This is a genomic window from Bradyrhizobium cajani, from assembly GCF_009759665.1.
Taxonomy (GTDB): Bacteria; Pseudomonadota; Alphaproteobacteria; order Rhizobiales; family Xanthobacteraceae; genus Bradyrhizobium; species Bradyrhizobium cajani.
On the sequence record NZ_WQNE01000030.1, the window covers coordinates 13,190 to 33,111 of the forward strand.

A 19,922-nucleotide genomic window follows, 5' to 3' on the forward strand; every position below is an offset into this window, starting at 1 on the left:
AAGTGAAACGCAAGAATGACCGTGGCTTTCCTGATCGGAGTGCCATCGTCGCCTTCATCAAGGCAAATCCAGGAAAGGTCGGGACCCGCGAAATTGCGCGCGAGTTCGGCCTGAAGAACGCCGATCGCGTCGAGCTCAAGCGCATGCTGCGCGAGCTCGCCGACGACGGGATCATCAAGAAAAAACGCCACAAGGTCTCGGAGCCGGATACGCTGCCGCCGACGCTCCTCGCCGACATCACGGGGCGCGACTCCGACGGTGAACTGATCGCCTCCCCCGCCGAATGGGACGAGGTCGAGAACGGCGAGCCGCCAAAGATCCTCATCGAGATGCCGCGCCGGCCGAAGCCCGGCACCGCCGCCGGCGTCGGCGACCGCGCGCTGCTGCGCGTCGAACGCTCGGACGAGGAAGAAGGTCCCGCCTATCGCGGCCGTATCATCAAGGTCATCGACAAGGCCAAGAGCCGCATCCTCGGCGTGTTCCGCGAGCTTCCCGAAGGCGGCGGCCGGCTCGTCCCCGTCGACAAGAAGTTCGCCGACCGCGAGCTGAACATCGCGAGGGCCGACACGCAGGGCGCGCAGGACGGCGACCTCGTCAGCGTCGACATCGTCCGCTCGCGCGGCTTCGGCCTCGCCTCGGGCCGCGTCAAGGAGAAGCTCGGCTCGGTCAAGTCGGAGAAGGCGATCAGCCTGATCGCGATCTACGCCCACGAGATCCCGCTGCAATTCTCCCCCGCGGCCGAGCGCGAGGCGGAGGCGGCCGAGCCCGCCAATCTCAGGGGGCGCGAGGATTGGCGCGACGTCCCGCTCGTCACCATCGATCCGCCGGATGCGAAGGACCACGACGACGCCGTCCATGCGCAGGCCGATGACGATCCCAACAACAAGGGCGGCTTCATCGTCAACGTCGCCATTGCGGATGTCAGCTTCTACGTGCGGCCGGGCACCGCGCTCGACCGCGACGCGCTCGACCGCGGCAACTCGGTCTATTTCCCCGACCGCGTCGTGCCGATGCTCCCCGAGCGCATCTCCAACAATCTCTGCTCGCTGGTGCCGGGCGAGCCGCGCGGCGCGCTCGCGGTGCGGATGGTGATCGGCCCCGACGGTCGCAAGCGCTCGCATACGTTCCATCGCATCCTGATGCGCTCCGCCGCCAAGCTCAATTACGCGCAGGCGCAGGCCGCGATCGACGGACGGCCGGACGACACCACCGGCCCCCTGCTCGATCCGATCCTGAGGCCGCTCTATGCCGCCTATTCTAGCGTCAAGCGCGCGCGAGACGAGCGCGACCCGCTCAATCTCGATCTGCCCGAGCGCAAGATCCTCCTGAAGAGCGACGGCACGGTCGATCGCGTCGTCGTGCCGGAGCGGCTCGATGCGCACAAGCTGATCGAGGAGTTCATGATCCTCGCCAACGTCGCGGCAGCCGAGACGCTGGAGAAGAGGTCGCTGCCGCTGATCTACCGCGTGCACGACGAGCCGACCTTGGAGAAGGTGCACGCGCTCGCAGAATTCCTGGAGACGCTGGACGTTCCCTTCGCGAAAGCCGGCGCGCTGCGCCCGACGCTGTTCAACCGCGTGCTGGCCCAGCTCGAGGGCCACGACTATTACCCGCTGGTGAGCGAGGTGGTTCTGCGCGCCCAGGCGCAGGCGGAATACTCCTCTGAGAACTACGGGCACTTCGGCCTGAACCTGCGCCGCTACGCGCATTTCACCTCGCCGATCCGCCGCTACGCCGATCTCGTCGTGCATCGCGCGCTGGTCCGCGCGCTCGGTCTCGGCGAAGGCGCCCTGCCCGACAGCGAGACGCCGGAGACCTTAAGCGAAGTCGCCGCGCATATCTCGCTGACCGAGCGGCGCGCGATGAAGGCCGAGCGCGAGACCGTCGACCGCCTGATCGCGCATCACCTCGCCGACCGCATCGGCGCGAGTTTCCAGGGCCGCGTCTCCGGCGTCACGCGCGCCGGCCTGTTCGTCAAGCTCGCCGACACCGGCGCGGACGGCCTGATCCCGATCCGATCCCTTGGCACGGAATATTTCAACTATGACGAGAGCCGCCATGCCCTGGTCGGCACGCGCAGCGGCACCATGTATCAGCTCGGTGACGTCGTCGACGTCCGCCTGATCGAAGCTGCTCCCATTGCAGGCGCGCTGCGCTTCGAGCTGCTGTCGTCGGCCAGCGAGACCTCACCGCGCGAGCGCAGGCCGTTCCGCCCGCAGCGCAAATCGTCCAAGCCGCATCCCGGACGCAGTCCGGAGCGAAAACACAAGCCGGCGAAGCAGAAGTCCGGCAAGGTGAAGAAGGGCAAAGGAAAGAACAAAGGCAAGGGACAGAAGGGCAAAGCGTGGTGACAATGAGCACGGCCCCCAAAATCTGGACGCGCGAGAGCGGCCTCGTCGAGAAGCGCGACGTCTGGGCTGCGATGAAGCGCGGCTTTCGCGGCCGCTGCCCGCGCTGCGGCGAGGGCAAGCTGTTCCGCGCCTTCCTGAAGACGGCGGACAATTGCGCCAGATGCGGCCTCGACTTCACCCCGCATCGTGCCGACGATCTGCCCGCCTATCTCGTGATCGTCATCGTTGGCCACATCGTGGTGCCGGCCATCCTCTGGATCGAGACCAACTACACCACGCCGGTCTGGCTCAGCTTCGTGGCCTATCTGCCCTTCACCTTCGTCGCCTCGCTGGCGCTGCTGCAACCGGTCAAGGGCGCCGTGGTCGGATTGCAATGGGCTCTGCGCATGCACGGGTTTGACGAGAACCCTCCGGATGGTATTCCGCCTGTCTAAGCAAAATAAGCAAAAACGGTTCGGGTGAGGACATGACGGATATCGCGCAGGCAGCGGAGAAGGCGAAGGTCCACGACGAGAAGGAAGCCGATCACCATCCCTATTTCCGCCCCAAGGATGCCGCGACGCTGATCCTGGTCGACCGCAGCGGCACCATTCCAAAGGTCCTGGTCGGCAAGCGCCACGACAAGGTGGTGTTCATGCCCGGAAAGTTCGTCTTCCCCGGCGGCCGCGTCGACAAGGCCGATTATCGCGTGCCCTGTGCAGCCCCCATGACCGCCGAGCTCGAAGCCAATCTCGCCAAGGGCAGCCCGAAGACCCCGGCCTCGCGCGCCAAATCGCTCGCGATTGCCGCGATCCGTGAAGCCTGCGAGGAGACCGGTCTCTGCCTCGGCCGCAGGGCCGATCACAAGGCGAAACTCGAGGGCGCCTGGAAGCCGTTCGCGGATGCTGGCCTGCTGCCCGATCCGTCCGGCCTGTTCCTGATCGCACGCGCCATCACCCCGCCCGGCCGCGTCAAGCGCTTCGACACGCGCTTCTTCACCGCGGATGCCTCCGCGATCACCCACCGTGTCGAAGGCGTCATCCATGCCGATGCGGAGCTCGTCGAGCTGGTCTGGGTCGAGCTCGGCTCGAAGCCGCTCGCCGATCTGCATCCGATGACGCGCAACGTGCTCAACGAGCTCGACACCCGCCTTGCCGCCGGCCCCCTCCGCCACGATGCGCCGGTGCCGTTCTTCCATTTCTACGGCGGCAGGATGCAGAAGGATATTTTGAGCTAAGTCGTCATTCCGGGACGCGATCCTCTCCTCGTCATTCCGGGGCGCGCGCAGCGCGAGCCCGGAATCCATCCCTCTACGGTCTCCGCAGCCTAATGGATTCCGGGCTCGCCGCTCCGCGGCGCCCCGGAATGACGGAAACGTGCTGAGGGCCCACCGAAAAACAAAAGAATCTTCCCTGCCCTGCCAATGGCGGTGTTCCCACTCGTGCCTATGTCTTTCCCCAACGACACCCAACATGGAAGCGGGGCGCGATGGCACAACGGCAACTCAAGCTTGGCGCGTTCATGCGCCCGATCAGCATCCATACCGGCGCCTGGCGCTATCCCGGCGCCTGGCCCGACGCCAATTTCAACTTCGGTCACATCACCACGCTGATCCGAAAGCTCGAGGCCGGCAAGTTCGACGCCTTCTTCATGGCCGATCATCTTGCCGTGCTGAACATGCCGATCAATGCGCTCAAGCGCAGCCACACCGTGACCTCGTTCGAGCCTTTCACGCTGCTGTCGGCGCTCTCGGCGGTCACCGAGCGCATCGGCCTGATCGCCACGGGCTCGACGACGTTCGACGAGCCCTATCACGTCGCGCGCCGCTTCGCCTCGCTCGATCACATCAGCGGTGGCCGCGCGGGCTGGAATATCGTCACCACATCGAACCCGGACGCGGCGCTGAATTTCGGCCTCGACGACCACATGGAGCACGCCGAGCGCTACAAGCGCGCCCGCGAGTTCTACGACGTCGTCACCGGCCTCTGGGATTCCTTCGCCGATGACGCCTTCGTACGCGATGTCGAGGCCGGCCTGTTCTTCGATCCCGCGAAGATGCACACGCTTGACCACAACGGCGAATATCTGAAGGTGCGCGGCCCCCTCAACATCGCCCGCCCCGTGCAGGGCTGGCCGGTGATCGTGCAGGCCGGCGCGTCGGAGGACGGCAGGCAGCTCGCGGCCGAGACGGCGGAAGCCGTGTTCACCGGCGGCGGCAGCCTCGCCGACGGACAAAAGCTCTATGCCGACATCAAGGGCCGCATGGAGAAGGTCGGCCGCGACCCCGAGCATCTCAAGATCCTGCCCGGCGCCTTCGTCGTTGTCGGCGACAGCGTCGACGAGGCCAGGGAGAAACGTGCGCTGCTCGACAGCCGTGTGCACTACGACAGCGCCATCGCCTCGCTGTCCGTCATCCTCGGCACCGATGCCTCCGGCTTCGATCCCGACGGCCCCCTCCCCGACATCCCCGAGACCAATGCCAGCAAGAGCGGCCGCCAGCGCATGGTCGATCTCGCCGCCCGCGAAAAGCTCACCGTGCGTCAGCTCGCCCAGCGCGTCGGCGGCTATGGCGGGCTGTCCTTCATCGGCACAGCCAAAACCATCGCCGACCAGATGGAGGAATGGCTGGTCGGGCGCGGCGCCGACGGCTTCAACATCATGTTCCCGTTCCTGCCCGCCGGCCTCGACGATTTCGTCGACAAGGTGGTGCCGGAGCTGCAGCGGCGCGGGATTTTCCGGAAAGAGTATGAAGGGGCCACTTTGAGGGAGAATCTGGGCCTGCCGCGGCCGAAAAACCGGTTCTTCGAGGGGTAATCGGGCCGATTCGGGGGCTTTTTGTCCCGCAAAACCTTGACATCAGGCGGTTTCTGGCTAGGTTGCCGGCCAACGCGGGCCATTTGGCCGGCTCCAGATTCCCATATTTTCAGAGGTTCTGAACATGGCCAAAGCGGTCACCATCAAGGTCAAGCTCGTGTCCTCGGCTGACACCGGCTTCTACTACGTCGCCAAGAAGAATTCGCGCACCATGACCGACAAGCTGGTCAAGAAGAAGTACGATCCGGTCGCGCGCAAGCACGTCGAATTCCGCGAAGCCAAGATCAAGTAAGATCGCGCAACGCTGCTGAGTTTCTACGGGGCCCATTCGGGCCCCGTTTTCGTTCCGCCTCTTCATGTGTTCCGGACCCCAACGGCAGCGCCTGGGACCCTCGCCTGAGTCCGTTCGAACTCGTGTCGAAACCACTGTTGTCAGATCGCGTTACCCGCTCGGAACTCCGGGGAATATAGGCCGTTTCCCACCTGTTTCGGACCGGGAGACGCGAGCGTGAACCGCCGGCAAGTTCTTCGCGCATCGGCTGCATTTTCAGCTGCCGCTATGTTGTTGCGCGCAGCGCAGGCTCAGACGGGCCCCGCCCCGACATTCAGCCCGTCGTACCTGCGCGAGCTTGCTCGCGCGCTCGCCGCGAAATCATTCGTCCCTCCCGACGAGAAGCTGCCGGATGCACTGAAGAATCTCAACTACGACCAATACCGATCAATTCGTTTCGCGCCTGAGAGGGCGTTGTGGCGCGATGAAAAGCTACCGTTCGAAGTGCAATTTTTCCACCGCGGCTTCTTTTACAAGAACCGGGTCGACATCTTTCAAGTGGTGAACAGGAGCGTCATGCCCGTCCCGTATCGGCGCGACGACTTCTCCTTCGGAGAGGGTCTTGGACAATGGCCTAAGGCCGACCTCGGGTTTGGCGGATTCCGCATTCACGCACCGATGAACAGGCCCGATTACCACGATGAAGTTTGTGTGTTCCTTGGCGCCAGTTACTTCCGAGCAATCGCGAAAGGACAGACCTATGGGCTGTCCGCGCGCGGGCTGGCGATCGATACCGGCGAGAGCAAGGGCGAAGAGTTCCCGGCGTTCAAGGCTTTCTGGCTGGAGAAGCCGGTGCCAAATGCCTCTTCCATCGTTGTGCACGCGCTGTTGGACAGCAAGAGCGCGGCCGCAAGCTACCGATTCACGATCCGGCCGGGCCAAAGCACGGTATTCGACGTCGAGATGGCGCTCTATCCACGGGTCGACATCGAGCATGCCGGGCTCGCCCCTATGACCAGCATGTTCTTCTTCGGGCCGAACGACCGCAGAGATTTTGACGACTTCCGCCCTGCGGTTCACGACTCGGATGGACTTGCGATCTTCAACGGCAGAGGCGAGCAACTCTGGCGCCCCCTGAACAATCCCCGCGATCTCCAGGTCAGCAGCTTTGCCGATGTCAATCCAGGCGGCTTCGGCCTGATGCAGCGGCAGAGGAACTTCCTGGCCTATCAGGATCTCGAATCCAACTTCGAAAAGCGCCCCAGCCTCTGGTGCGAGCCGATCGGCAATTGGGGCGAAGGAGCGGTGAAATTATTCGAGATACCCACCAAGGAGGAGGCCCACGACAACATCGCAGCGCTCTGGCAACCGAAGCAGCCGCTAATTGCGAAGAGCGAGCACATCTTCACTTATCGGCTGCACTGGGGGCCGGACGCCCCCAAACCCGAGGCGCTCGCACGGTTCACACGAACGGGTATCGGTAGCCGGGGAGATGACAGCAAACTGTTTGTGCTGGAACTGATGGGGGACGAACTCAAAGGACTCGATGCCAAGACCGTCAAAGGCGTGGTGACTGCGGCAAAAGCCGAAGTCAGCAACATCGTCACGCAACCTAATCCCATGACGGGCGGATGGCGGCTGAGCTTCCAATGCGCGGTCAAGGGGCAAGCCGCAATCGAACTGCGAGCTTTCCTGGCGCAGAACGAAGCGCCAGTCTCCGAAGTCTGGATCTATCGATGGACACCCTGACGTCGTTACCTACGCCGTCGCCGAATGCTCCTGGTAGCCCATTTCTGCCGCCGGAAAGTCCCCTTCCGATGCTGCCGTGCCGGCTGGATCGTGCGACTGAAGCTAACCGGTCGCCGGTGCATTCGGGTGCCGCTTTGACGGTTCGCCGTCTTTTCATTTTTGTCGGGACGGGGGTGCTGACGCTTGCAGGGGGCTACGGCATGTACGATGTGGTGAACGTCGGCGGTGTAACCTTCCTCGAGGCGGTGCTGCTCGGCCTGTTCCTCGTTCTGCTCGCATGGATCGCGTTCTCCTTCATGACTGCGCTGGCCGGATTTTTCGTGCTGCTCATGCGCAGCAGGTCTTGTCTGCCGATCGATAAGACGGGCTCACTGCCTGGTGTACTCTCGCGCACAGCCATTCTGCTACCGACCTATAATGAGGACCCGCACCAACTCATGGCGCGGTTACGTGCAATGTATGAGTCAGTTCAGGTTACCGGACGAGGAGACCAGTTCGACTGGTTTTTACTGAGCGATACGAGCGACCCGGACATTTGGATTTGTGAAGAGATGACGTTCATTCGGCTGCGCCGCGCCTGCGCCGCCGCTCGGCTGTACTACCGGCATCGCTCCGATAACACGGCGCGGAAGTCCGGCAACATCGCCGACTGGGTCATGAAGTTTGGATCGGCCTATGATCACATGATCGTTCTCGATGCGGACAGCCTGATGGAGGGCGAAACAATAGTTCGCCTTGTGCACACGATGGAGTCCCATCCCGATGCTGCACTGATCCAGACGCAGCCGGTCATCGTCAACGCCTGCACAATTTTCGGGAGGCTGCAGCAATTCGCAGGGCGCGTTTACGGCCCCATCATTGCGGCCGGCAATGCCTGGTGGCACGGTGGCGACAGCAATTACTGGGGCCACAACGCCATCATCAGGGTACGAGCGTTCGCTGCGGAGGCCGGCCTGCCGGAGCTGACCGGTCGTAGGCCTTTCGGGGGCCACATCCTCAGCCATGATTTTGTCGAGGCCGCGTTGATGCGCCGCGCGGGCTGGGCAATCTATCTGGCGCCGGCCCTTGGCGGCAGCTTCGAAGAAGTCCCGCCGTCGATTTTGGACTTTGCGGTGAGAGATCGTCGCTGGTGCCAGGGTAACCTTCAGCACCTCGCCGTCTTGCCCGCGCGCGGGCTACACTGGGTCTCGCGGCTGCATTTGCTTACGGGTATCGCCTCCTATGTCACGGCGCCGCTGTGGCTTCTCTTCCTGGTGCTCGGCCTGCTCATTTCACTGCAGGCGCACTTCATCCGACCGGAATACTTCCCCAAAGGCTTCAGTCTGTTTCCGACCTGGCCGCAACAGGACCCGGTGCTTGCCGCGCAGGTCTTTGCAGCGACAATGGGGCTTCTGATCCTGCCGAAGCTGCTCGCCTATCTGGTGCTGATCGGCAGTCGAAGCGAGCGGACCGGGTTCGGAGGCAGCCCTCGCGTCATGGCCGGAGTCGTTTGCGAGACGCTTATTGCGGCATTGATCGCTCCTTGCATGATGATCTTCCAGACCAAGGCCGTGTTTGAAATTCTCGCCGGCCGGGACGCGGGCTGGCAGGTGCAACGCCGAAGCGGCGGCCAGCTTGCTCGCGGCGAAATCTATCGCAAGCTCGCCGGCCCCACGCTCTGCGGCTTGGCCCTGTCGGTCAGTGCCTGCGCGGTTTCCCTGCCGCTGCTGCTTTGGATGTCGCCGGTCGTGCTGGGTCTTCTGCTTTCAATCCCGTTGGGGCTCATGACCTCTGCACGGCTGAAGACGCCCGGACTCTTTGCCACACCGGAAACCAACAACCCGTCTGCTGTGGTGCTTCGTGCAAACGAACTCGCCGCATCTGGGCCCATCGTAATGGCCGGTGCTCTACACCAACTCAGCCAGGATCCGGAACTGCTAGGCCAGCATTTGGGATCGCTGCCCGTTGCCGGACCGCGCAAATTTGGCTCCGTCGACGTACCTTTGGCGACCGCAACCATCAAGCTCGAGGAATGCGAAAGCCTGGAGGATGCAGCCGCATGGCTCGACAAGCCGGAATTGCGCGCCGTTCTTGGTCATCCCACCCTGCTCCAGCAGGTCCTTCACACGCCTCGCGCAGGTAAGAGTAGGGCTGGTTGAAAACCCCAGCTGAGCCCCGCCGGCGTGGGCGGCTTCAGGCGCTTACCGCGCGGGGACGTCGAGCAGATGCCCGAGCCCTGGCGTCAGGCGACCGGCGTTGTGCCACGTGAACGTGCAGCCGCGCTGCAAGCGAGCGCTGCCGCAACCATCACCGGTCACGAATAGTATGACTTATGCAGGATGCTGGTGCGCGAGGCCGCCGGTAAGCTCACCGCAATTACCCGTGCTTGATCTCGATTAATGGCTCTGTTTGGATCAATTTCGCTCGACAATTCGTATTTCGGATAATCATGGTGACTGAAATAAATGGATACGGTCGTTCATCCGGTGCTCGTTCACGAGAAAGCATCGTGACCGCCCACCACCCGGGCATCGGAAATCGACTCCTTGCGGCGCTGCCGCCGGCAGATCTGGGCTTGCTCACGCCCTACTTCCAGAAGGTCTCGTTCGAAACCGATGCCGTCCTGGTGCGATCGGGTGATGAGCTCGACCCGGTTTATTTTCCCCATAGCGGCGCAATCGCTTTCATGCTCGACATGCCTGACGGGCAATCGGTCGCAACCACCTTGATGGGGCGGGAAGGCGCTTTGGCCTCGTTCTCGGTGCTCGGCCCGTCGCTTTCATCCGTGACCGCGATTGCTCGCGTGGCCGGCACTGCGTCGATGATTTCCGCCGCAAAATTTCGCGCCGCCTATGCGCAAAGCGCGGCCATCAGGAACGTCGTGCAGGTCCATGCCCGCGCGGTGTTATTGCAGCTCCAGCACGTAGCCGCCTGCAACGCGTTGCACCGGGTTGACGGCCGCATGGCGCGGTGGCTCCTGCAGCTTCACGACCGCGTCCCCCATGACCTCCTTCCGGTGACGCAGGAGGCGCTTGCGCAATTGCTTGGGGTGCGGCGGCCGACAGTGACTCTGACGATGAGCAAGCTACGCGAGGCCGGCGCCGTCCCCTCCGACCGACGCGGGTTCATAGAGATCGATCGGGCGCGGCTCGAAAGAGTCGCGTGCGATTGTTATGCGCTCATGCAGCGCAACATCGACCGGATGTACTGCCAGGAATTGTCAGCGCCACAGCCTGCTCATCCGCCGACCCGGCAAAGCCCCATCGTCGCCTCCGACGGCGTGCGAGGTGAATCCAGAGCCGTTTCACGGGCGGAAAAATAGAGAGCAGCGCCTGCCCGGGACACGCCCGGGCATGACGACCGCTTGTGAAGCTCAAATGCGATTGCCCCGCCTGGGCCGTCCGCAACACCGGCGCCGCCTTGCGAGGCTGGCTTTGCGCATTTTCCATCGGGACACATTGCCGAGGCAGACGAAGCTGTCGAGCGAGGACTCGGCAGCTTCTTTTCAGCCATAAGGCGAGAACGTTAGCGCCCGGTTGGATCGTTGCTTCGCCCGGGACGGAGAGTCTGGGGACCACCACCTTGGCCGTCCCCCTGGGCGGCACCCGCGTTAGATCCCGTACCTGCCGCACCAGTGGTGCCTCCAGCGCCCGCGCCGGCGCTCCCCGTTCCCGCGGCACCGCTCGTTCCGCTGCCAGCGGCGCCGGTTCCGCCAGCACTGGCACCCGTTCCGGTTCCTCCAGCACCCGCGCCGCCCGCTCCACCTGCGCCTCCTGCCTGCGCGTGGGCAACACTGACCGACGCGCCGGCAAGCAACGCACACATCATCACTGAGAAAATAGTCTTTCGCATTGTTGAACTCCGGTTGACGATGTCCGGCCAACCAGGGCCGCACGCGGATGTTCCTAAGGATCCGATCGGAAGCCTCGCAAGACACAGTGCTGCTGTGCCCGCTCCGGCTCGATGCTTCGGCCGGCTGGGCTTCAATTGTTTTCAGGATGCTCTATGCTCTCCTAGCTTTGCATGATGGAGGGTCGAATGCGGCTCGCTTTGTTTGTTGTATTCATGCTGGCGGGGCTTTCTACTGACGCAAAAGCCGGGCGCGACTATCCCTGGTGCCTCTTCGGCGGTCAGCTCGGCTATTCCGGCGAGTGCATGTATGAGACGCGAGAGCAGTGCCTGGCATCGGCGTCCGGGCGGTGGAACACCTATTGTGACATCAACCCGCGCGTGAGGTACGGGCAGCAGGCTCCGCGTCGGACGACGTGTGACTCACAGGGACGCCGATGCACGACCAAACCGTGACTCCCATGAGCACGCGCCCTGCTAAGCTGCTCTCAACACCGGCGGCGCGGTCGGTCTGATCAGCGCAAACGCGATCTGGACGATGCCGGCGGCAAGCCCGACCGCGACGCCGATGCGCCAGGCCATGTTGTAGGACCCGAGCGCGTCGTAGATCAGTCCGCCGCCATAGGCGCCGACGAAGCTGCCGACCTGATGGCTCATGAAGGCGAGCCCCTGGATCATCGCCTGCCATTGCAGGCCGAACATCTCGGCGACGGCGCCGGCAACGAGCGGCCCGACGCCGAGCCACAGGAAGCCCATCAGCGCGCCGAACACCAGCGTCGAGGCTTCCGACGGTGCCAGCATGAAGTACCAGGCGAGCACCAGCGAGCGTGCGACGTAGATGCCCCCGAGCAGCGCCAGCTTGTTCCAGCGCTGGCCGGCCCAGCCGAAGAACAGCGAGCCCAGCACGTTGAAGCCGCCGATCACGCCCAGCGTCTTCGCGCTCAGCATCGGGTCCATGCCGCAGATCTGGAGATAGGACGGCAGGTGCGTGGTGATGAAGACGAGCTGCATGCCACAGACGAAATAGGCGGCCGTCATCACCGAGAACGTCAGATTGCCGAATGCGGTCGCCGTCGCGGTCGCTGCCGACACATTGCCGAGCCCGCTCGTCTTCGGCAGCGGAACGCGGTCGATCCGCCCGGCAAACCACGCTGCGGGCAGCATCAGCAACGAGAGCACGACGAAGCCGCCGAGCCCGATGCGCCAGCCATAGCCTTCCGCGAGCACCTGCCCGATCGGCGCCGACAACAATGCGCCGAGCGAGCCCGCCGCCGAGACCATGCCGAGCACCGTCGAGCGCACGCCTTCCGGCGCCGCGCGCGCCGCAACCGACATCGCCATCGCGGCCGCCGTGCAGGCGAGCGAGGTGCCGATCAGAACCCCTGCCCCGATCATCACCGAGATCATGCCGTGCGCACCCGCCATCAGCGCGAGCCCGGCAATGTAGAGCAGCGCGCCAACCATCATGATTGCCCGGAAGCCGTAGCGCACCGTCATCGCGCCGGCGACCGGCTGGAGGAAGCCCCAGGCGAGGTTTTGCACGGCGATCGCCAGCGTGAAGTCGGAGATCGATATCCCGACGTCATGGGTCAGGGGCTGCATGAAGATTCCGAGCGACTGCCTCAGGCCCATGCTGAGCGTGAGCATGATCGAGGCGCCGATCAGAATTGGCAGCGTCGGACGTAGCGCTTGCAGCAGCGGCATGGTTGTTATCCCTTGTTCACGCCCGGGTTGGCGGCCGCCGGCTTGATTACACCGACCTGTGTAATCTAGAATGCAAGCCGGCGCCGATGTCAAGGCGCTCGTTACACAGGTCTGTGTTATGCCGCCTGCCGAAAAATCCGACATGAAAGAGCGGATCCTCGCCACCGCCGACAAGCTGTTCTATCTGCAAGGCATCCGCGCCATCGGCGTCGACACCATCGCGGCCGAGATCGGCATCTCCAAGCGCACGCTCTACAACCACTTCCCCTCCAAGGACGCGCTGATCGCGGCGTACCTCGAGCGTCGCTTCGTAGCTCAGCGCCCCTCCGACAAGCAGCCGGCCGAGCAGATCCTCGCCACCTTCGACTCGCTGGAGCGGCGCTTTGCGGCCAAGGATTTTCGCGGCTGCCCGTTCGTGAATGCGGTCGCCGAGCTCGGGCCTCAGGACCGCGCCGTGAAGAAGATCGCGGTCGCCTTCAAGGAAAGCCGCCGCCTCTGGTTTCGCGATCGCCTGAACGAGCTCGGTGTAGCGAATGCGGACGCGCTCGCAACGCAGCTCGTGCTGCTGGTCGATGGCTCGATCGCGCAGGACCTCGTCCGCGACGACCCCGCGATGGCCAGGGCTGCGAAGGAAGCGGCGAAGGTGCTGCTGCGGAATGCGGGTGTGGATGTGGGTGGTGATGCAACGAAAGCTGCGAAGGGACGCAAGCAGACGCCGCAATAATCAGTGTCGTCCCGGACAAGCGCAGCTCCTGGCAACGCGCAGCGTTGTCCAGAGCGGAGCGCAGATCCGGGACCCATAACCACAGGACAACGTTTGACGGGGACTCGCAGTTACCGGATCGCGCCCCAACCACTCCCTGGGGTTATGGGTCCCTGCCTTCGCGGGGACGACGGCTGAGGATGTAGCGACAGCATTCATCCACGCAGCGCGCGATCCTAACAAAATGCTCCTGTTTTGCCCGACGTGTCAAACTTTGCGGGCTGCCAGCGCACGCCGCTTGACTACTCGCGCAAGCCGTTGATCCAGCTAACGTCGGCTACTGTGCATGGGGTTGTTTCGCGCTTTTTGTGCGCGCGTCCCTCACGCCGCCTGCGATACCACGCGATTGCGGCCATCGTGCTTGGCGCGGTAGAGCGCGGTGTCGGCGCGCTTGAGGACGTCGGCGACCGCCTCGCCCTTCTGCTCCAGCGTGGTCAGACCGATCGAGATCGTGACCTCGATGCGTTTTGCGCCCTTGTGGATCGCGAACGACTCGCCTGCGATCGAGCGGCGCAGGCGCTCGGCGACCATGCCGGCGACGTGGAGATCGGTCTCCGGCATGACGATGACGAACTCCTCGCCGCCGTAGCGGCAGGCCAGGTCGATGCCGCGGATCGACTTGCGCACCCGCACCGCGAACTCGCGCAACACGTCGTCGCCGGCGTCATGGCCGTAATTGTCGTTGATCGACTTGAAGAAGTCGATGTCCAGGATCATCAGCGCCAGCGGCTTGCCGCGGGTCGCGGCCTGCTCGGCCAGCGTCGCCAGATGGCTCTCCATGTAGCGGCGATTGTGCAGGCCGGTGAGCGCATCGGTGATCGCCATCTCGATCGAGTTCTGCACGTTGTCGCGCAGATGATCGGTGTAGCGGCGGCGGCGGATCTGGGTGCGGACGCGCGCCAGGAGCTCGGTCTTGTCGATGGGCCGCAGCAAGTAGTCGTTGACGCCGATCTCGAGGCCGCGGAGCAGCCGGGTCGAGTTCTCGGGGTCCGCAATCGCCAGGATCGGCACGTGGCGCGTGCGCTCCAGCGAGCGCGCCTGGCTGCATAGCCGCAGTCCGTCGAAATTGTTGAGATCGAGCGAGACCATCAGGAGATCGTAATTGCCCTCGGCGGCATGGAACAGCGCTTCCGTGGGGTTCGGCTCGACGTCGATGGTGTGCTCGGCGGCAAGCAGCGTCGCCAGCCGCTCATAAGAAGATTGGCGATCGTCGACCAGGAGGATGCGGCCGCCCTTGCCGGTGTCGGCCACCGCGCTGCGCTCGGGCGCCTGCATGCCGATCTCGAGCGAGGTGATGGCGCGCATGCGCAGCTCATCGGTCATCATCTTCAGCCGCGTCAGCGAGCGCACGCGCGCGATCAGCACCACGTCGGAGACGGGCTTGGTCAGGAAATCGTCGGCGCCGGCTTCCAGGCCGCGGTTACGGTCGGCGGGGCTGTCGAGCGCGGTGACCATCACGACCGGGATGTGATGCGTCGCCGGATCGGTCTTGAGCCGGCGGCAGACCTCGAAGCCGTCCATGTCCGGCATCATCACGTCGAGCAGGATGATGTCGCATTCGGCGCGGCGGGAGATCGCCAGCGCCTCGGTGCCGTTCGAGGCGGTCATCACGTCGAAATATTCGGCGGACAGGCGGGCTTCGAGGAGCTTGACGTTGGCGGGAACGTCATCGACGACCAGGATACGCGCTGACACTTTGAACTCACTTCCTATCCGATGAAACGCCGGACCGTCTCGATGAATTTGCCGACCGAGATCGGCTTGGACAAATAGGCTTCGCAGCCGCCCTCGCGGATGCGCTCTTCGTCGCCCTTCATCGCGAACGCCGTGACCGCGACGACGGGAATGGCGCGCAGCTCCGGATCGTCCTTGATCCAGCGCGTCACCTCCAGCCCCGAGACCTGCGGCAACTGGATATCCATCAGCACGAGGTCGGGCCGCATCTTGCGAACGAGGTCGAGTGCCTCGTAGCCGTTGCTGGTGCCCGAGGTCTGGTAGCCGTGCGCCTCCAACAGGTCGCGGAAGAGCTTCATGTTGAGCTCGTTGTCTTCCACGATCAGGACGGTCTTAGCCATCCCGCCCTCCTGATTGGTCCGATGGACCCATACATGTGACGCCTCAGGCGCCGCTCGCCGGCGCTTCGAAAACTGGATTCAAACTAGCCTCAGATTCGCTCTAGTTTCGTTAAACCCGAGGGCCGACTTTCTGCGATGTGGTTTCCAGATGCTTGTCCGCGGTCGCAAGACTTGATCTCAAGACTCGGGCAGAAGACTCGGGCATGATGACTCCAAAGTAGACACCGAAAGTTAACGGAAAGGCAAATCGGCCCCGTGAAAAAGCCTGTTCACAACCCTCGTGAAGTCGCTGAAATCGTTGCGATTCAGGCCTTGTCCTTTGTCGCGGGCGAGCCCGAGCGGCTGGGCCTGTTCCTGGCCGAGACAGGGGTCGGACCGGAGACCCTGCGCAACGCCGCCTCGGACCCCAATTTCCTGCTCAGCGTGCTCGATTTCGTGCTGCGCGATGACGACACCGTGAAGGCCTTCGCGAAGGCCGCGGAACTGCATCCGACCAACGTCGCCGCAGCGCGGCAGGTGCTGGGCGACGCGCTCGGCGACCCCTCCTGGGAGCGCGACGTGCCGTGAGTACCCCTGACCCGGCCGGGCCCCGCTGCTTCTGCCGGGATTGTCTGGCCGATCTGGGCATGGACGGGCGGCGCTGCGCGGCTTGCGGTTCCCCCCGCCTCGTCCGCCACCGCGCGCTGTCGACCCTGACCATCGCCCATATCGACTGCGACGCCTTCTATGCGACGGTCGAGAAGCGCGACAATCCCGATACTGCGGACAAGCCCGTCATCATCGGCGGGGGCAAGCGCGGCGTGGTATCGGCCGCCTGCTACATCGCGCGCACGTTTGGCGTTCGCTCCGCCATGCCGATGTTCAAGGCATTGGAGGCCTGCCCGCATGCGACCGTGATCCGCCCCGACATGGCCAAATACGTCCGGGTCGGCCGCGAGGTTCGCCAGGCCATGCAGGCGCTGACGCCGCTGGTCGAGCCGCTGTCGATCGACGAGGCCTTCCTCGACCTCTCCGGCACCGAGCGCGTCCACGGCATGATCCCGGCAAAGGTGCTGGCCCGGTTTGCCCGCGACGTCGAGCGCGACATCGGCATCACCGTCTCGGTCGGCCTGTCCTGCAACAAGTTCCTGGCCAAGATCGCCTCCGACCTCGACAAGCCTCGTGGCTTTGCCGCGCTCGACCAGGAGGAGGCCCGCTTGATGCTGGCTTCGAGGCCGGTCGGCTTCATTTTCGGCGTGGGACCCGCGACCCAGGAGCGGCTGGTGCAGCGCGGCTTCCGCATCATCGCCGACCTTCAGAAGGCCGACGAAATCGAGATGATGCGGCAATTTCCGAGCGACGGCCGCCGGCTGTGGCGGCTCGCACGCGGCATCGACGATCGCCGCGTCGAGCCGGATCGGGGCGCCAAGACGATTTCCAGCGAAACCACCTTCGAGACCGACATCCGCGACTTCGCGACGCTGGAGAAGATCCTGTGGCGGCTGTGCGAGAAAACGTCGTCACGCCTCAAGAGCAGCGAGCTCGCCGGCTCGACCGTCACGCTGAAGCTGAAGACCGCCGACTTTCGCCAGCGCACCCGCTCGCAATCGATCACAGCGCCGACGCAGCTCGCCGCCAAGATCTTCTCGATCTGCCGCGAGATGTTGGCGAAGGAGATCGACGGCACCGCCTTCCGCCTGATGGGCGCCGGCGTCAGCGCGCTGCGCGAAGGCTCGCCCGCCGACGACACCGACATGCTCGACCGCCGCGCCGCCCACGCCGAGCGCGCCGTGGACAGTCTGCGCAAGAAGTTCGGCAGCGCCGCGGTGATCCGCGGCATTGCGTATGAGGGGCCGGAGAAGACGCAGGAGTAAACGTTCGGTCGACCCCGCGATTCCCGTCACAACCTGTTCAGCCGGGTCCGCAATTGATCGTCTGTCTCCAAGACCAGATCGAGCAGCCCGCGGTAAGGATCCCCGGCGATCCCGAGCACGGCGGCGAATGCCGGCTCCGTCTTGGCACCATTTGATCTCAGCCGAACCACGGTATTGCGCAGGCGACCATCGTCGAGTGCCAGCAGCCTTCTTTCGATCTCGAAATGCAGCCATCCTTGCTGCTCGTCGACCGGCCGCTCGGCCCCGAAAATCTCGAACGGCCATCCACCCCACGCGAAGCGCGCGATCACCGGACGTCCCGCAGACGTCCACTGATGGAGCAGGAAGTCGTCGCAAGACTGATATCGTCGCCAGATCGCCTCGGCAAAGGTGACGGGATCAAAGGCATGGCAGACGATATCCACATCGCTGCCCGGCACCGAAAGCCCCAGGGGAAGCGTGCCGACGACGCGCGGGTCGAACGCGAGGAGCGACTCCAACACCCCTGAGCTTTCAATCGCGGCTTCGTAGTCCATCGCGGCTCGTATAGCACCGATCACTGCCATGCGCCTGCCGATCTTCCGAGCGGGGTCGGCGGCTATGTTAGCGAAAACCCATCTTGCCGACCGCGTGTGTGAGCTCGATCTCAGCGCTCTGTTGAGGGACATGAAGCCGGACCGTGATGGGGACATCCCGGCGATCCAGTCGAGGAAGACGCGCAGCCGGAGGGCGAGCAGGCGGCCGGATGGACCGCGGGCATGAGACACTAGGGCATTCTCGTGCAGGCAAGCGGCGCCAATCAGCTTCGGCTCGTCACCCATCGCCATATCGACGAGGCGGCGGTGGATCAGACCATCGCTGCCTTCATGGCACTCGGCCGCTAGCGCACGTTGCAAGCTGCACGCAACCTGCTATCGCTCTGGCGATGACACCGAGGAGCTTCGAAGCGCGCAGCCTCCGCCTGCCCGCCACCACCAAGGTGGTGCAGTGGGAGGGCACCTCCGTGTTCAAGGTCGGCGGCAAGATGTTCGCGCTCGGGGGCGGCTTCGCAGCAAGCTCCGGTGGCTACATGTTCAAGGTCTCGGACATGGCCTATGGAATGCTGATCGAGCACGGGCTGGCACGGCCCGCGCCGTATCTCGCGCGCGCCAAATGGGTGCAGCTCGTCAGCAACAACGCGCTGCCGGATGCCGAGCTTACCGCTTATCTTGCACAGGCCCATGCGCTGATCGCTTCAAGGCTCACGCGCAAATCGCGCGAAGCGCTGGGGCTGAATTGAGCGCAAGGGTGAGGCAAGGTGGGGTCTCCCCACAACGTGATGAGATGATCCTCATCTCCCCATTGGAGCAGTGCTGCACCGCAACTAGCTAAACGGAAAGTCCATTCCAGATGGAGATTTTCCATGACCAGTTCCAGCACTGCATCCACGAAGACTCATCGCTACGAACTGGTGCACGGCGAAGGCGCCGACTTCGTTGCCTATCAGCGCCGCCGCGAGGACGGCCTGTGGCAAACCTTCGCGACGTGGATGATTCCGCGGGCGCTCTGCACCTAGATCGGCGCACTCGCCTTTCATATTTGCGCCGGAGGCCACCGGTGAAGTGAGGCCAGCCACTTTCAATTGACCTCCACGAGATATCTGACTAAAGTCAGATATATGCTCAACCCTGTTTCCCGCGTCCGCCGCTTCAACCGCGCCGTCACCTCCGCCGTCGGTGCGCTCGATACCTCGTTCCTCGGGCGCGGGCGGCCGCTGGGTGCGGCGCGCGTGCTCAATGCGATCGGGCACGGGCGCTCGGATGTGGCGGAGATCCGCGACTATCTCGGCCTCGATTCCGGGCTGATGAGCCGGCTGCTGCGCAGCCTCGAGGACGAAGGGCTGGTCGAGACCACGGCGCAGGCCGACGATGCGCGCCGCCGCGTGGCAAAGCTCACACGTGCGGGCCGGCGCGAGTTCGCCGCCTATGAGGCGCTGTCGAACGCACAGGCCGAGGGCTTCCTCGCGCAGCATTCGCAAGCCGACGCGCTGCTGGCGGCGATGGACCTGATCGCCTCGGCGCTGACGCGGGAGCGCGTCACGCTGGACGAGATGGACCCGCAGAGCGAGGAGGCGCGCCATTGCCTTCGCGAGTACTACGCCGAGCTCGGCCGCCGCTTCAAGCAGGGCTTTGACGTCTCGCTGTCGCGCGATCCCGATGCCAAGGACATGCGCCGGCCGCGCGGCACGTTCATCGTGGCAATGTCCGACACGCTGCCGATCGGCTGTGTCGGATTGAAGGGCACCGATCACGGCTATGCCGAGATCAAGCGGCTGTGGGTGGCGCCCGCCGCGCGCGGCTTGCGGCTCGGTCGCCGCCTGATGGACGCCACTGAAGCTGCCGCACGCGAGCTCGGGATCACGCTGCTGCGGCTCGACACCAACAGCGCCCTGCCCGAAGCCGGCCAGCTCTACCGCACCACCGGCTGGAGCGAGATCCCGCGCTTCAACGACGATCCCTATCCCGATCTGTTCTTCGAAAAGCGGCTGTGACGCCG

19 protein-coding genes are annotated in these 19,922 nt (G+C 64.3%); 15 read left to right on the plus strand and 4 right to left on the minus strand.

Annotation, left to right across the window (positions count from 1 at the left end):
- Positions 1-2: 2 nt before the first annotated feature.
- The 9 genes from rnr to GPL20_RS28900 all read left to right on the plus strand — a co-directional run bounded on the left by rnr (position 3) and on the right by GPL20_RS28900 (position 11,448).
- A complete protein-coding gene (gene rnr / locus GPL20_RS28860) occupies positions 3-2,351 on the plus strand; it encodes a ribonuclease R (protein ID WP_254125711.1) in 2,349 nt (782 codons plus the stop codon).
- Complete coding sequence (locus tag GPL20_RS28865; RefSeq protein ID WP_254125709.1) at positions 2,345-2,785, plus strand: DUF983 domain-containing protein; 441 nt, start codon at positions 2,345-2,347, stop codon at positions 2,783-2,785. Before rnr ends, GPL20_RS28865 begins: the two co-directional genes overlap by 7 nt.
- Positions 2,786-2,817: 32 nt before the next feature.
- Complete coding sequence (locus GPL20_RS28870) at positions 2,818-3,567, plus strand: NUDIX hydrolase (RefSeq protein ID WP_157334054.1); 750 nt, start codon at positions 2,818-2,820, stop codon at positions 3,565-3,567.
- Positions 3,568-3,818: 251 nt separating this feature from the next.
- The gene (locus GPL20_RS28875) at positions 3,819-5,144 is read left to right on the plus strand and encodes an LLM class flavin-dependent oxidoreductase (protein ID WP_157334056.1); all 1,326 of its coding nucleotides are present in this window, start codon (positions 3,819-3,821) and stop codon (positions 5,142-5,144) included.
- A 124-nt stretch (positions 5,145-5,268) separates the two neighbouring features.
- Entirely contained in the window at positions 5,269-5,436 is a 168-nt protein-coding gene (gene rpmG, locus GPL20_RS28880) for a 50S ribosomal protein L33 (RefSeq protein ID WP_007603295.1), read from the plus strand.
- 216 nt (positions 5,437-5,652) lie between these two features.
- Positions 5,653-7,164, plus strand: a complete 1,512-nt coding sequence (locus GPL20_RS28885; RefSeq protein ID WP_373568247.1) for a glucan biosynthesis protein G — start codon at positions 5,653-5,655, stop codon at positions 7,162-7,164.
- Positions 7,152-9,302, plus strand: coding sequence for a glucans biosynthesis glucosyltransferase MdoH (mdoH, locus tag GPL20_RS28890; protein WP_246251064.1), 2,151 nt, complete (start codon positions 7,152-7,154; stop codon positions 9,300-9,302). The genes GPL20_RS28885 and mdoH overlap by 13 nt, the downstream gene beginning before the upstream one ends.
- Before the next feature lie 350 nt (positions 9,303-9,652).
- Complete coding sequence (locus GPL20_RS28895; RefSeq protein ID WP_254125707.1) at positions 9,653-10,465, plus strand: Crp/Fnr family transcriptional regulator; 813 nt, start codon at positions 9,653-9,655, stop codon at positions 10,463-10,465.
- A 716-nt stretch (positions 10,466-11,181) separates the two neighbouring features.
- Complete coding sequence (locus GPL20_RS28900; protein WP_430641851.1) at positions 11,182-11,448, plus strand: DUF3551 domain-containing protein; 267 nt, start codon at positions 11,182-11,184, stop codon at positions 11,446-11,448.
- A gap of 21 nt (positions 11,449-11,469) precedes the next feature.
- Here GPL20_RS28900 and GPL20_RS28905 read toward each other — a convergent pair whose 3' ends face one another.
- Positions 11,470-12,696: an MFS transporter gene (locus GPL20_RS28905; protein ID WP_157334064.1), complete on the minus strand. Its 1,227-nt coding sequence runs from the start codon at positions 12,694-12,696 to the stop codon at positions 11,470-11,472.
- 142 nt (positions 12,697-12,838) lie between these two features.
- Between GPL20_RS28905 and GPL20_RS28910 the strand changes: the two genes are divergently transcribed.
- Positions 12,839-13,420, plus strand: coding sequence for a TetR/AcrR family transcriptional regulator (locus GPL20_RS28910; RefSeq protein ID WP_157334066.1), 582 nt, complete (start codon positions 12,839-12,841; stop codon positions 13,418-13,420).
- Between the two features lie 360 nt (positions 13,421-13,780).
- On the opposite strand, the gene GPL20_RS28915 is transcribed toward GPL20_RS28910, so the two are convergent.
- Both GPL20_RS28915 and GPL20_RS28920 read right to left on the minus strand, forming a co-directional pair.
- A complete protein-coding gene (locus tag GPL20_RS28915) occupies positions 13,781-15,154 on the minus strand; it encodes a PleD family two-component system response regulator (protein WP_254125705.1) in 1,374 nt (457 codons plus the stop codon).
- A 14-nt stretch (positions 15,155-15,168) separates the two neighbouring features.
- Positions 15,169-15,534 (minus strand): response regulator, encoded by a 366-nt coding sequence (locus GPL20_RS28920; protein WP_008566616.1) that lies wholly within the window; start codon positions 15,532-15,534, stop codon positions 15,169-15,171.
- Between the two features lie 255 nt (positions 15,535-15,789).
- Here GPL20_RS28920 and GPL20_RS28925 point away from each other — a divergent pair, with 255 nt between their 5' ends.
- The gene (locus GPL20_RS28925; RefSeq protein WP_166815614.1) at positions 15,790-16,101 is read left to right on the plus strand and encodes a DUF3572 domain-containing protein; all 312 of its coding nucleotides are present in this window, start codon (positions 15,790-15,792) and stop codon (positions 16,099-16,101) included.
- Positions 16,098-17,387, plus strand: a complete 1,290-nt coding sequence (locus GPL20_RS28930) for a DNA polymerase IV (protein WP_254125703.1) — start codon at positions 16,098-16,100, stop codon at positions 17,385-17,387. Before GPL20_RS28925 ends, GPL20_RS28930 begins: the two co-directional genes overlap by 4 nt.
- Positions 17,388-17,413: 26 nt before the next feature.
- Here GPL20_RS28930 and GPL20_RS28935 read toward each other — a convergent pair whose 3' ends face one another.
- The gene (locus GPL20_RS28935; RefSeq protein WP_157334069.1) at positions 17,414-17,923 is read right to left on the minus strand and encodes a DUF4269 domain-containing protein; all 510 of its coding nucleotides are present in this window, start codon (positions 17,921-17,923) and stop codon (positions 17,414-17,416) included.
- A 389-nt stretch (positions 17,924-18,312) separates the two neighbouring features.
- On the opposite strand from GPL20_RS28935, the gene GPL20_RS28945 reads away from it, so the two are divergent.
- The 3 genes from GPL20_RS28945 to GPL20_RS28955 all read left to right on the plus strand — a co-directional run bounded on the left by GPL20_RS28945 (position 18,313) and on the right by GPL20_RS28955 (position 19,917).
- The gene (locus tag GPL20_RS28945) at positions 18,313-18,666 is read left to right on the plus strand and encodes an MmcQ/YjbR family DNA-binding protein (protein WP_157334071.1); all 354 of its coding nucleotides are present in this window, start codon (positions 18,313-18,315) and stop codon (positions 18,664-18,666) included.
- Positions 18,667-18,789: 123 nt separating this feature from the next.
- Positions 18,790-18,942 carry a hypothetical protein gene (locus tag GPL20_RS28950; RefSeq protein ID WP_157334073.1) on the plus strand — a complete coding sequence of 51 codons (153 nt, stop codon included), beginning with the start codon at positions 18,790-18,792 and terminating at the stop codon, positions 18,940-18,942.
- A 102-nt stretch (positions 18,943-19,044) separates the two neighbouring features.
- Positions 19,045-19,917: a bifunctional helix-turn-helix transcriptional regulator/GNAT family N-acetyltransferase gene (locus GPL20_RS28955; RefSeq protein WP_157334075.1), complete on the plus strand. Its 873-nt coding sequence runs from the start codon at positions 19,045-19,047 to the stop codon at positions 19,915-19,917.
- The last annotated feature ends 5 nt before the right edge of the window (positions 19,918-19,922 follow it).

What these genes read in the sequence shown, in the direction of transcription:
- GPL20_RS28870 (WP_157334054.1), top strand. Translation starts at nt 2,818, where the DNA reads ATGACGGATATCGCGCAGGCAGCGGAGAAGGCGAAGGTCCACGACGAG.
- GPL20_RS28875 (WP_157334056.1), top strand. Translation starts at nt 3,819, where the DNA reads ATGGCACAACGGCAACTCAAGCTTGGCGCGTTCATGCGCCCGATCAGC.
- rpmG (WP_007603295.1), top strand. Translation starts at nt 5,269, where the DNA reads ATGGCCAAAGCGGTCACCATCAAGGTCAAGCTCGTGTCCTCGGCTGAC.
- mdoH (WP_246251064.1), top strand. Translation starts at nt 7,152, where the DNA reads ATGGACACCCTGACGTCGTTACCTACGCCGTCGCCGAATGCTCCTGGT.
- GPL20_RS28900 (WP_430641851.1), top strand. Translation starts at nt 11,182, where the DNA reads ATGCGGCTCGCTTTGTTTGTTGTATTCATGCTGGCGGGGCTTTCTACT.
- GPL20_RS28905 (WP_157334064.1), bottom strand. Translation starts at nt 12,696, where the DNA reads ATGCCGCTGCTGCAAGCGCTACGTCCGACGCTGCCAATTCTGATCGGC.
- GPL20_RS28910 (WP_157334066.1), top strand. Translation starts at nt 12,839, where the DNA reads ATGAAAGAGCGGATCCTCGCCACCGCCGACAAGCTGTTCTATCTGCAA.
- GPL20_RS28920 (WP_008566616.1), bottom strand. Translation starts at nt 15,534, where the DNA reads ATGGCTAAGACCGTCCTGATCGTGGAAGACAACGAGCTCAACATGAAG.
- GPL20_RS28935 (WP_157334069.1), bottom strand. Translation starts at nt 17,923, where the DNA reads ATGGACTACGAAGCCGCGATTGAAAGCTCAGGGGTGTTGGAGTCGCTC.
- GPL20_RS28945 (WP_157334071.1), top strand. Translation starts at nt 18,313, where the DNA reads ATGACACCGAGGAGCTTCGAAGCGCGCAGCCTCCGCCTGCCCGCCACC.
- GPL20_RS28950 (WP_157334073.1), top strand. Translation starts at nt 18,790, where the DNA reads ATGACCAGTTCCAGCACTGCATCCACGAAGACTCATCGCTACGAACTG.
- GPL20_RS28955 (WP_157334075.1), top strand. Translation starts at nt 19,045, where the DNA reads ATGCTCAACCCTGTTTCCCGCGTCCGCCGCTTCAACCGCGCCGTCACC.